This is a genomic window from Nitratireductor sp. L15S-10, assembly GCF_045011005.1.
In the GTDB taxonomy this organism is placed as follows: Bacteria; Pseudomonadota; Alphaproteobacteria; order Rhizobiales; family Rhizobiaceae; genus Nitratireductor.
This window is the reverse complement of the sequence record NZ_CP120674.1, coordinates 2,108,743-2,120,805: the sequence shown is the minus strand read 5'-3', so window position 1 is coordinate 2,120,805 and position 12,063 is coordinate 2,108,743. Positions and strand designations below refer to the sequence as shown.

10 protein-coding genes are annotated in these 12,063 nt (G+C 59.5%); 4 read left to right on the top strand and 6 right to left on the bottom strand.

The window, feature by feature from the left end:
• Positions 1 to 10 precede the first annotated feature (10 nt).
• The 3 genes from pcsA to P2W41_RS10140 are packed head-to-tail and all read right to left on the bottom strand — an operon-like array spanning position 11 to position 2,267.
• Positions 11 to 736 (bottom strand): phosphatidylcholine synthase, encoded by a 726-nt coding sequence (gene pcsA, locus P2W41_RS10150; RefSeq protein ID WP_404933057.1) that lies wholly within the window; start codon positions 734 to 736, stop codon positions 11 to 13.
• A gap of 9 nt (positions 737 to 745) precedes the next feature.
• Positions 746 to 1,360, bottom strand: coding sequence for a DUF1326 domain-containing protein (locus P2W41_RS10145; protein WP_292895668.1), 615 nt, complete (start codon positions 1,358 to 1,360; stop codon positions 746 to 748).
• A 16-nt stretch (positions 1,361 to 1,376) separates the two neighbouring features.
• A complete protein-coding gene (locus P2W41_RS10140; RefSeq protein ID WP_292895670.1) occupies positions 1,377 to 2,267 on the bottom strand; it encodes a DUF2182 domain-containing protein in 891 nt (296 codons plus the stop codon).
• 115 nt (positions 2,268 to 2,382) lie between these two features.
• On the opposite strand from P2W41_RS10140, the gene P2W41_RS10135 reads away from it, so the two are divergent.
• Positions 2,383 to 3,612, top strand: coding sequence for a UbiH/UbiF family hydroxylase (locus P2W41_RS10135; protein ID WP_404933056.1), 1,230 nt, complete (start codon positions 2,383 to 2,385; stop codon positions 3,610 to 3,612).
• On the opposite strand, the gene P2W41_RS10130 is transcribed toward P2W41_RS10135, so the two are convergent.
• Complete coding sequence (locus P2W41_RS10130) at positions 3,575 to 4,537, bottom strand: AEC family transporter (RefSeq protein WP_404933055.1); 963 nt, start codon at positions 4,535 to 4,537, stop codon at positions 3,575 to 3,577. The genes P2W41_RS10135 and P2W41_RS10130 overlap by 38 nt on opposite strands.
• Before the next feature lie 163 nt (positions 4,538 to 4,700).
• On the opposite strand from P2W41_RS10130, the gene hspQ reads away from it, so the two are divergent.
• Complete coding sequence (hspQ, locus tag P2W41_RS10125) at positions 4,701 to 5,033, top strand: heat shock protein HspQ (protein ID WP_007009885.1); 333 nt, start codon at positions 4,701 to 4,703, stop codon at positions 5,031 to 5,033.
• Between the two features lie 74 nt (positions 5,034 to 5,107).
• On the opposite strand, the gene P2W41_RS10120 is transcribed toward hspQ, so the two are convergent.
• The gene (locus tag P2W41_RS10120) at positions 5,108 to 5,734 is read right to left on the bottom strand and encodes an invasion associated locus B family protein (protein WP_292895679.1); all 627 of its coding nucleotides are present in this window, start codon (positions 5,732 to 5,734) and stop codon (positions 5,108 to 5,110) included.
• Between the two features lie 274 nt (positions 5,735 to 6,008).
• Between P2W41_RS10120 and P2W41_RS10115 the strand changes: the two genes are divergently transcribed.
• Positions 6,009 to 7,841 carry an extracellular solute-binding protein gene (locus P2W41_RS10115; protein WP_404934959.1) on the top strand — a complete coding sequence of 611 codons (1,833 nt, stop codon included), beginning with the start codon at positions 6,009 to 6,011 and terminating at the stop codon, positions 7,839 to 7,841.
• A 10-nt stretch (positions 7,842 to 7,851) separates the two neighbouring features.
• Positions 7,852 to 8,529, top strand: a complete 678-nt coding sequence (locus P2W41_RS10110) for a DsbA family oxidoreductase (protein ID WP_292895681.1) — start codon at positions 7,852 to 7,854, stop codon at positions 8,527 to 8,529.
• 30 nt (positions 8,530 to 8,559) lie between these two features.
• Here the strand turns inward: P2W41_RS10110 and mfd are convergent, their stop codons facing one another.
• Entirely contained in the window at positions 8,560 to 12,063 is a 3,504-nt protein-coding gene (gene mfd / locus P2W41_RS10105; RefSeq protein WP_404933054.1) for a transcription-repair coupling factor, read from the bottom strand.

Here is a 12,063-nt window from a genome sequence, read left to right as displayed (position 1 = left end):
GACCGCCCTATTACCCTTTACGCCCTTTGCCCAGATTCGGCCAAGCCTGCATGATCCCACCGACGACAAAGAGGTAAAGGCCAGTCGCGGCAATACCAATCCGCACCAGCGGATACGCATCGAGATTCTGAACCAGTCCGACAATGCCCAAACCACACCAGGCGAAAAAAACCGAAAGATTGAGTGCGCGCAACCGCTGCACACGAACAGGATGAAGAAAGAAAACCGGCAGGAAGGTCGTGACGGCGGAGATCAGCACCACGGCGAATGCGACATACTCACCTGGCTCGACCACAAACAGGGTAAAAACGACCATGTTCCAGACGACGGGAAAACCCTTGAAGAAGTTTTCCCGCGTTTTCATGCCTGTGTCGGCGTAATAGATCGCACTGGTGACAACGATGATAGCCGCCGACAAAAAGGATAGTCCCTCGCCCATAAAGCCGCTCTGGTAGAGCGCAAAGGCAGGAATGAGCACATAGGTGACGTAATCGATGATGTTGTCGAGCATATCACCCGACCATGTGGGCAGAACCTGCTTCACATCGAGCTTGCGTGCTATCGGGCCATCGATGCCGTCCACGAACAGCGCGAAACCGAGCCACCAGAACATGGCTACCCAGCGTTCCTCGCTGGCCGCCACCAGCGACAGGAATGCCAGAAATGAACCTGACGCCGTCAGGAGGTGAACGGAAAACGCCTTGGCTTGCGGGGCCGTTACTTTCTTGGTCTTCATGCTCTGTGCCTAAGGTCCGCGCCAGTCGAGCGGGCATATTTCCGCCGAACGCCCGGCAAAATTCCAGTTGCGTCCAAAGGCACGCATACGGCTCTTCTCAGACCGCGCGACCGTGATTTCCGGCGCAATCCAGTATTGTGAATTGGTGATCACGGTATCGCCATCGGAATCCTTGCCGGCAATGGGCGTGATCGCACCGTCGATGATCTTCGGAATCTGGAAAATTCGGGTCTTCCCATCGGTTTCATAGTGAACCGGCGCGCGTTGTATGCCCAGAAACTGACCGACGAGAATGGACAAAAGCCCGGTCGTTCCGCCCGCCTTGCCCGAAAAGATCCTGCCGATCGCCTTTTCGGCATAGATCGAGGCCCGCTCATCGAGAAAGATGCCGGCGGTCCAGTTGCCACGGCTCATATAGCCGGGAATTTCCATCACCAGACCGAGATTGATGCCTGAGAGATCCGTTTCGCCGTAATGCCCCTGATCGATCCGAAAACCGGCCCAGGTCTGGCAGTATCCTTCCGTGGGAGGGTGGTTGCCCAGCGAGAGCACGCAGGGACAGAACACGGTGCAATTGCACGACAGCACCAGCTCGCCTTTCAGCGCCCAGTCTTTCATTCCCATGGCGTCTGCCCCTCTTCTAGAATGAGATTACAAGAAGCGCGAGCGCCCACACAAGCAGGAGCCCGCCTGAAACGCGTGTGAAAACACGACTATGACCAGATTTTTCCACCATGGTGAATACACCCAGAAGCGCCATCCAGAACACATTCATAAGGCCAACGGCAAACATGACCAGCATCAGCGCCCAGCAGCAGCCAAGGCACCATGCGCCCTGCTCGAGCCCGAGACGATAGATCGATGCCGGCCGCATACTCCAGCGCCCGAACAGAGTGGCGAAAGGATTGCGACACTTGACGAGGCAGGCCTCCTTGAGGTCAGAAAACTGATAAAGCCCGGCAACTGCAAGAACGATAGCACCAGCAAGACCGCCCCATGGAGAGAGTGCTGAACCGCCGGGCAACAACCAGGAAACGACGAGCGCCGTAGTGGCGAAACCGAGTGACGCGGCAAGCCATACGGAGAGGTAACCAGCCACGAGCACAAATGGGTGCACTACACGCTCGCCCTTGCGGGCCGCAGTGTCAGCGATCTCGCAATAGGTGCGCAGCAGCGGACCTGCCGACGGCAGCATCATGGAAAACGCCATGAGAAACCACATGAACGTCAACACGAGGAAGGCCATCCAACCGCCGCCGGCGCCCACCGGGACAAGGCAAAGGGCCAGAAATGCCTCGAAGGAGGATGGCAGTACCAAATCTGGAAAGAGCTGGAGCCAGCCGGCACCCGGCCCCGCCGCCCGTGGGTCAGCCACCGCCAGCCGCATCCCCATCAGCGCAAGTGCAACCCAAGCAGTTGCTAAGGCTACAAGGAGTGCTGCAAGCGAGAGCGGATATGCGTGACGCGCGGTGCGGTAGACCGTGCGCCGGGAACCGGTCAGAGCGGTCAGGTCCTCATGCTCGCTGCTCATGTCGGCCCTCATGAAACTGACTGGGTTCTTTCGCCGCGTTGAAGCTTGCACCGAACCGCCCCATCATGACAAAGACAGGAAACGATCCTGTCGATCAAGACAGAAACTGAACTGGATGGAAGCAGTGGGCGATCAAGAGCGCAAAATTATCGTCGCTGGAACAGGGCCAGCCGGCCTGATCGCCGCCTTGATGCTGGCACATCACGGCCACGCCGTGACGCTGGTGGGCCCCCTCCCTGAGGGGCGTGACCGGAGAACCGTTGCGCTGATGCGCCCGTCACTTGATGCGATCGGGCCGCTCGGCGTCCTTGACGGACTCTTGCCGGAGACCGCACCGCTGCGCGCCATGAGGCTTGTGGACGCTACGGGGCGTCTGGTGCGCAGCCCCACCGTGACGTTTCACGCCGGAGAGATCGGCGAAGATTTTTTTGGCTTGAACATCCCAAATGCGCGCCTGACGGAAGAGCTTTCAAAGACGGCGAAGGCCTCACCATTGATTGAATGGCACGAAAGCCTTGTCGAAACATGGGCGTGCGAAAGCGACCACGTGATTGCCAGGCTTGCCAACGGTGTGCAACTCGCAGCAAAGCTAGTCGTCGCGGCTGACGGGCGCAGCTCGCCGGCGCGCGAGGCTGCCGCTATTTCGGCAAAGACACGCGCCCTGCCGCAGGCCGCCCTCGTGCTGAACTTCGAACATGCCCGTCAGCACGGCTTCGTTTCAACGGAGCTTCACACAACGAGCGGCCCATGCACGCAGGTTCCCCTTCCCGGAATGCGGTCCAGCCTTGTCTGGGTGCTTCGTCCCGAGGACGCGGAACGGATGAACAGCCTCGGCGACGAGGGATTGTCGCTCCGGATCGAGGAGCGGTTTTCATCGATGCTGGGTCGCGTCGCCGTGGAGCCTGGGCGCCAGATCTATCCGCTGAGCACGCTGATGCCGTCGCGTTTCGGGCAGAACCGGGTCGCGCTCGTCGGCGAAGCCGCTCATGTGTTCCCGCCCATTTCGGCACAGGGGCTCAATCTTGGTATTCGGGACGTGGAGGATCTCGTTGCAATGGCCAACGCGTTTCCCGACGATCCAGGCACCGCCGGTGCGTTAAGCCGCTATCATGCTGCACGGCGTCCGGACGTTCTGGCTCGCAGCAACTCTGTCAATCTGCTGAACGCTTCGCTTCTGTCGGGATTTCTGCCGGCACAGATTGCCCGTAGTGCAGGCCTTTCTGTCATTGGAAGCATTCCGCCGCTGCGGGCCCTCTTCATGCGCGAAGGCATGCGGCCCGGCAGCGGTTTTTCCGCACTCCTTCCGTTCAGGGGAAAAGATCCGGTGGCAGAATCCCGTTCGTGATGGCGTAAAGCAATGCGGTGACAGTCCCCACCGAAACAAGCGTGGTGATGAGCACGCTCGCCGATGCGCGCTCCATCCACACACCGTATTGCTGGCTGATGACGAAGACGTTGGTGGCTGTGGGGAGCGAAGCCAAAAGCACGGCTGAAAACACCCAGCTTTCCGAGAAATCGCCGATCCAGCTCAGCATGAGGTAGCAGATCGCCGGGTGGAGAACGAGCTTGAGACCGACAATGGCGCCCACCTCGTGCGGCACACGCTTCAGCGGCCGGAGCGCAAGGCTGACCCCCATGGCGAACAGCGCGCAAGGCGCCGCCGCGGAAGCGAGATAAGCAAGCAGACGCTCGACCGGCAACGGGGGCACGAAATGGAGAGCCGCCGCCGCTACCCCCGCCGCAGTCGCGACGATGAACGGGTGCAGCACGATCTTGCGCACCACTTCGAAAGCGAGCCGGCCCGGTTTCTCACCGTTACCGCCCGAGATCGCCATCATCATGGGGGCTACCGCAAAGTGGATCATGTTCTCGAAACAGAAGATCAGCGCGACGGGAACCGCCGCCTCTTCCCCGAAGGCAAGCAGCGCCAGGCCTGGCCCCATATAGCCGATATTGCCGTAGCTGGCGGCAAGCCCCTTGATGGTGCTTTCGGCGATCGAACTGCGGCTGATCAGCAGTGAGCCTGCGAACATGATGCCGAAGACAATATAGGTCGAGGCCACCGCACCGAGAATATAGCCCCACTCCGTCAGGCGCTCGATGGGTGTTTTGGCAAGAAGCTGGAAAAACAGCGCCGGGAGCGCCACATAAATGACGAAGGTGTTCATCCAGCCGAGAGCATCAGCCGGATGCGGTTTCAGCCGGGCAACGGCGTAACCGATAAAAATCAGTCCGAAAAACGGCAGAACAAGTCCTGCGACACTGGTCATGGCCCATCCCTGTTTGGGCCACCGCCCGGTTCACCGATCCGCGAAAACGGCGGGAAAACGCATCGCCCATGCGTGCCGGCTAGCCCGCAAGCGCCCTGTCCGTCAAGACTGCGGGATTGAATTGTCACCGCTGCTGCGCCACATAGGAAGCCAGAGGTACATTATGCAAACTATTGGAACTGCAAAATTTCGCATTGGCCAGGTCGTCCGCCACCGGGTGTTCGACTTCCGTGGCGTGATTTTCGATGTCGACCCGGAATTCAACAACACCGAAGCCTGGTATCAGGCGATCCCCGAGGAAGTGCGTCCACGCAAGGATCAGCCCTTCTACCATCTTCTCGCCGAGAACGAGGAGACGGAGTATGTGGCCTATGTTTCGGAGCAGAATCTGATGCCCGATGAATCCGGCGTGCCTGTCCGCCACCCGCAACTGGCGGAATTCTTCGTGGAAACCGGTGACGGCCACTACGAGCCCCGCGAGCGCATGCATCACTGACTTTTTTTGAAGCGCATATGAAAACAGGGCCGCGAAGGCCCTGTTTTTTTAGAGATTCCGAAGGAGAATGAAAATTATTCAGCCTTCTTCGCCTTCTCCTGCGCTTCGCGCAGCTTCTCGGTAAATTCTTCGTTGTTCTTGTTGACGAAGTCCTGAAGCTTCTTCTGGCGATCCTCGATGTCGGACTGCGGCAGCGGGTCACCGTCGTAGGCATTGGTGAAGCCGGAGAGCGTCATCTTGATCGGGTTGGGCTGGTTCTGGAAGTTGACGGATGTGAGCGTCAGTTCCGAGCCGCGCTTGAAGGAGGCGACGAGCTGATCGGTCAGCGGTGCTTCCGCAATGCAGCGATCCGGCAGGCAGATGGCATAGTCGATCTTTTGCGTCTGGCCACCGTCGATCTGCAGGCCGATGCCGGGAGGCACCATGCGACCGGTCGGCACGGTGATCTGGAAAACCTTGCGGTTTACCTTGCCCTTCACCTCGATGAGGCTGACGCCGGTGATCATCTGGCCGGTTTCTGCCACGAGAACATTCTGCACGTTGCAGATATCCACGTCTTCCTGTTTGGTGCAGGCCTTGAACCAGCCCTGCGGCGGCTGCTGCTGTTGCGCGGCGGCGACACCAACTCCGCTTGCGGCCACACAGGCGGCGCCGGCAAGGGCGAACAGGGTGCGGATTGCTTTCGCGTTCAGGCTTTTCATATGGCTCAGTTCCTCTAAATGCACAGCGCCAGAATATCGATCCATGCGTCACCTGTTGTTAAAATGCGGCGACAGCATGACCCTTGGCCGCGTGTTACACCGCCATGCGGTACGAATCCAGCCCGTCAAAGCATTTCGCTGGACTTTGTGACAAGGTGCGGCAAACATCACACGATCCGCCGGATGCCCCGGAAAACGCACGCGGTGTGTTACGCTCCCCGGCGAATCATGAATCCGCATGGATCCACTTGAGTTCCCCGCCAAAGGTGCGTCGATGTTTGCAGCCCTCAAAATCCTTCGTTTCACAATTTCTGCCAGCCTGATCGCATCCGGTGTCGCCCTGGCGCAAGCTGAACCGATGCACGGCGTCGCCATGCACGGAACACCGGAACTGCCGGCTGATTTCAAACATTTCACCTACGTCAATCCCGATGCGCCAAAAGGCGGAGACGTCACCTATTGTGTGGTCGGATCGTTCGACAATCTGAATCCGTTCATCCTGAAAAGCATGCGCACCACGGCGCGGGGCGTGATCGACACGATTTTTGGCAATCTGGTGTTCGAACCGCTCATGATGCGCTCGGCTGACGAGCCCTTCTCTCTCTATGGGCTTCTCGCCGAAAGCGTGGAGATGGACGAATCCCGCAGCTATGCGGAGTTCAACCTGAATCCGGATGCCAGTTGGTCCGATGGCGAGCCCGTCACGCCCGAGGATGTGATCTTCACCTATGAAGCCTACACGGAAAAAGGGCGGCCACCCTATTCCAGCCGGATGGCCAAGATCGAAAAGATCGAGAAAACAGGCGACCACAGCGTACGCTTCACCTTCAACGACAAGGCGGATCGAGAGTTTCCGCTGATCATCGCGATGACGCCGATCATTCCGACTCATGCCTTCGACATCGAGACCTTCGATCAGACGACGCTGAAACCGGTGATTGGCAGCGGCGCCTATCGCATCTCGGAAGTCGAACCCGGCCGCCGCATCGTTTTTACCCGGAACCCGGATTATTGGGGTGAAAACATCCCGTCAAAACGGGGCTTCGACAATTTCGACAAGGTCACGATCGAATATTTCCTGAACGCCAATTCGATGATTGAGGCGTTCAAGAAGGGGATTTGTTCGGTCTATGCCGAGTCCGATCCGGTCCGCCGCCAGCACGGCATCGACTTTCCGGCCGCGCGCGAGGGCAAGGTTGTCAGCGAAACCTTTACCAATGGCGTGCCGCCGGCAGTCACGGGATTTTTCTTCAACACCAGACGCGAGAAATTTTCCGACCCGAAGGTGCGCCGTGCCCTGTCCAAACTCTACGATTTCGGCTGGGTCAACACGAACGTGTTGCGTGGCGAATACGAACGTACGCTAAGCTACTGGCAGGGCTCTCACCTTTCGGCGCTTGGGAGACCCGCGGATGAGCGCGAGCGCACCCTTCTTGAACCCTATGCCGACCGGGTGACACCCGAGGTTATGGACGGCACCTATGGGAAGGCCGAGATGGGCGGCGATCCGATCGGACGCAATGAAATGCGTGAAGCGCTGAAAATGCTGAAGGAGGCCGGATACAGTCTCGAAGGCAACGCTCTGGTGAATGCCGAGGGCGAGGCCCTTACCTTCGAAATCCTCGTCACGTCCGAGGAAGGTGAGAAACTGGCCGCCGTTTTCCAGCGCGCACTGAGGAAGATCGGCATCGGTGTATCGATCCGACTGCTTGACGATTCACAGGCGCAGCAACGCAAACAGCGCTATGATTTCGATGTGATCATTGCATCGGTAGGCTTTTCCGGTTCGCTGTCACCCGGCATCGAGCAGATCAACCGCTGGGGATCTTCCGCCGCAGAGGCCGAGGGCAGTTTCAACCTGTCGGGCGCTGCCGACCCGGCAATCGACGCCATGATCGACGCGATGCTGAACGCGCGCAACATGGACGATTACGCTGCAGCCGTACGCGCGCTCGACCGGCTTTTGATGTCGGGTGCCTATGTCGTGCCGATGCAGCACGACAGCGACGAGTGGGTGGCTTACTGGAACGATCTGGCACACCCGGAAAAAACACCACTCTACGGATACAAACTGCAGACCTGGTGGCACAAACCAGACGCAGATTAAGGCAAAGACCATGTCTCTTCCCGTTACCATCGATGTCGTATCCGACGTTGTTTGCCCATGGTGCTATGTGGGGCGCGCGCGCCTGCAGAAAGCGCTGGAAGTCGTGCCCGAACTGGCTGTCGATATCCGTTGGCGGCCCTTTCAACTCGACCCCACCATACCTTCGGGGGGCAAGAGCCGTCAGGCATATCTGACGGGAAAGTTCGGGGACGAAGAACGCATCCGTCAGATGCATGAGCAACTCAGCACTGTCGGGGCGGCGGAAGGGATAGATTTCAATTTCGAAGCCATTGAGATCTCTCCGAACACGCTCAACGCACATCGGGTGATCCGATGGGCTGCGACCGCCGAACCGGGTGTTCAGGATTTGCTGGTTGGACGTCTTTTCGCGCTCTATTTCGAAGAAGGCGCGGATATCGGAGGCTCCGCCGTGCTCGTCCAGGCTGCACGGGATGCGGGCATGGATGCTGCCGTGGTCGAAACGCTGTTGGCAACCGATGCTGACAAGGCAGAGGTGGAACAAGAGATCGCCACGGCTCAGCAGATGGGAGTGACCGGAGTACCCTGCTTCCTCCTTGAAGGCCGCTACGCGGTGGTCGGGGCACAGGAATCGGCCACACTTGCCGATGCCATCCGGCAGGTCGCCCAGGCCAAGGCCGACGGCACTCTCGGCGAAGGCCAGGACTAAGACAAGTCCGTCATAAAGCAGAGCTTTCCCTCAGGCTGCCTTTTTCTCGGTCAGCCGCACAAGCTGCGTCATGATAACGGCGGAACCTGCAAGACGTTTTTCAGGCGTCGGCCAGTCGCGAATGAAAACGATGCTCTGGTCGGGCCGAATTTTTGCCAGCGAACCCTGTTCGCCAATGAAGCGTACGAGCCCCACCGGCTCGGGAAATTCCTGATTGCGGAAATGCACCACAGCTCCCTTGGGGCCGGCATCGAGCTTTTCCACATTGGCCTTGCGGCACAGAGCCTTGATGAAAACGATCTTCAAGAGGTGTTCCACCTCCTGAGGCAGCGGGCCGAAACGGTCAATGAGTTCCGCACCGAAGGCATCAATCTCTTCGGGCGATTCCAACTCTGCGATGCGGCGGTAGAGGCCGAGCCGCAACTGCAGGTCTGAAACATATGATTCCGGAATCATGACGGCAGTGCCGACCGTGATCTGCGGCGACCAGCCGGTATCGACCGCCTCGTCCGATCCCTTCAGTTCGGCAACCGCTTCTTCCAGCATTTGCTGGTAAAGTTCGTAGCCAACTTCCTTGACGTGACCGGACTGTTCTTCGCCCAGAATATTACCGGCGCCGCGAATGTCGAGATCGTGGCTTGCAAGCTGGAAGCCCGCGCCAAGCGTATCGAGCGACTGGAGCACCTTGAGCCGCCGTTCAGCGGTTGATGTGAGCGTCCGGTTGGGTGGCAGGGTAAAGAGCGCATAGGCCCTCACCTTGGAGCGCCCCACGCGCCCACGCAACTGATAGAGCTGCGAAAGGCCGAAGATATCAGCGCGGTGCACAATCAGCGTGTTCGCTGTCGGGATATCGAGGCCAGATTCCACGATTGTGGTGGACAGGAGAACATCATATTGCCCGTCATAGAAGGCGTTCATGATGTCATCGAGTTCGCCGGGCGGCAATTGCCCGTGGGCCGTGGCCACTTTCAGTTCCGGCACATGTTCTTCAAGGAACGCGCGCACCTCCGCCAGGTCCGAAATGCGCGGAACGACGTAAAAGCTCTGCCCGCCGCGATAACGCTCGCGCAGAAGCGTCTCGCGGATGACGAGCGGATCGACTGGTGAGATAAAGCTGCGCACTGCCATGCGATCCACGGGCGCCGTAGTAATGAGCGAAAGCTCTCGCACGCCCGTCAACGCCAATTGCAGGGTGCGCGGTATCGGCGTTGCTGACAGTGTGAGCACGTGAATATCGGATTTCAGCTCCTTCAGCCGCTCCTTGTGCCTCACGCCGAAGTGCTGCTCTTCATCGATGATGAGAAGACCGAGATTCTTGAACGAAACAGAACTACCCAGAAGTGCATGAGTGCCCACCACGATGTCGACCGTACCGTCGGCAATGCCTTTCCTGGTTTCTGAAAGCTCCTTCGTGCCGACAAGGCGCGATGCCTGCCGGACGCGCAACGGAAGGCCGGCAAAACGGTCGCGGAACGTCTTGAAATGCTGGCGGGCGAGCAGTGTCGTTGGCACCACCACAGCCACCTGCAGCCCCTCCATCGCAGCGACAAAGGCAGCGCGCAGCGCAACTTCCGTCTTGCCGAAACCCACATCGCCGCAGATCAGGCGGTCCATGGGACGACCCGACCCCAGATCGTCGATCACGGCGTCAATGGCCGCCTGCTGATCATCCGTTTCCTCATAGGGAAAGCGCGCGGCAAATTCGCCATAAAGCCCTTCTGGCGGAGAAAGCCTGACTCCGGGACGCATCTCGCGCTCAGCGGCGATGCGGATAAGATGCCCCGCCATCTCCAGAAGCTTTTTCTTCAGCTTGGCCTTGCGCGACTGCCAGGCCACACCGCCAAGCTTGTCGAGCATGGTGTCAGGCCCATCGGAGCCGTAACGGGACAGAAGCTCGATATTCTCGACCGGCAGGAACAGCCGGTCATCACCGGCATAGCGCAGCTCAAGACAGTCATGCGGCGCGCCCATCGCCTCAATGGTCTTGAGACCGATGAAACGGCCAATGCCGTGGTCGGCATGAACGACGATGTCGCCGGCCGAAAGTGCGGCCACCTCAGAGATGAAATCCGAGGCTTTTTTTCGTTTTTTGGCGCGACGCACCAGTCGGTCGCCCAGAATGTCCTGTTCACCAATGATGGCAAGGTCAGCCGTTTCAAAGCCAGCCTCCAGCGGCAGAACGCCGATACCTGCCGTTTCAGGCGCAAGTTTTTCCAGTTCTGCCAGTGTGTCGATGCGAGCGACATTGCCGAGATTGTGTTCGGCAAGGATCTGTGACAGCCGTTCGGCAGAGCCTTCGCTCCATCCCGCAATCATCACACGCTTGCCATTGGCGCGGAGCGCTCCGATATGCTTGACCGCGTGATCGAACACATTAGCTTTGGGGTCGGCGCGCTCCTCGGCAAAACTGCGCCCGGCCTCTGCGCCCGCATGGTAGATGCGCGCCTTGCTGGTCTCTGGCGTTGCAAAGGGCGTAAAGTGAATCACGCGCCTTTCGGCTGCAGCCGCATTTATTTCGTTCGGATCGAGATAGAGCGTCTCGGGCGGAACCGGCTTGTAAGGCACGGCGCCACCGAGCTCCGTGCCTTCCATCTGCGTACGGCGGGCCTCATAGTGATCGACAATCAGCGCATGCCGTTCGCCAAGCGCCTCTTCGGCAAGATGGTCGAACACGATGGGCGCTTCGGGCAAATAGTCGAGCACGCTGTCAAGCCGCTCGTGGAACAGTGGCAGCCAGTGCTCCATTCCGGCAAAACGCCGCCCCTCGCTGACTGCGCTGTAAAGCGCGTCATCGCGCGAGGGAGCGCCGAAGGTCTCGATATAGTTGCGGCGAAACCGACTTATGACCTCAGGAGAAAGCGTGATCTCGCTCATGGCCTGAAGCGAGACTTCCTTGCGCTGGCCGGTGGTGCGCTGGGTGGCGATGTCGAATGCGCGGATCGATTCGAGCGTATCGCCGAAGAAATCGAGGCGCAGCGCTTCTTCCCATCCGGGCGCAAAGAGATCGAGAATGCCGCCGCGCACCGCATACTCCCCCACATCGCGCACGGTGGAAACGCGTTCGAAACCACTTGTTTCAAGCCGCGCCGTCAGCGCCGTCATGTCGACCTGATTGCCCGGCCGGGCACAAAAGCCCTGTGCTCCGATCTGGTCTGCAGGTGGCATGCGCTGCAACAGCGCATTGGCGCTGACAATCACTGCCGCACGGTGTGGATTTTTGCGTAGCTCCGCCATCGCTCCCATCGCGGCGAGCCTGCGCGCTGCGGCATCGGCGCCGGGCGACACCCGGTCATAGGGCAGGCAGTCCCACGCCGGAAGATCAAGGACCGGCAGACCGGGTTCCACGAAGCGGAGCGTATCGACGAGCGATGGCAGACGCTGCCCGTCACGCAGGACGAAGATGATCGGCCCGTCAGGCGCCACCTCACGCGCAGCGGCGGCCAGGGCGAATGCTTCAAACCCGTCCGCAACGCCGTCGACGGTAACAGCGCCAGCACCCGCACGCGGCAGTTTCAAAGCTCTGATGAGTTTCAT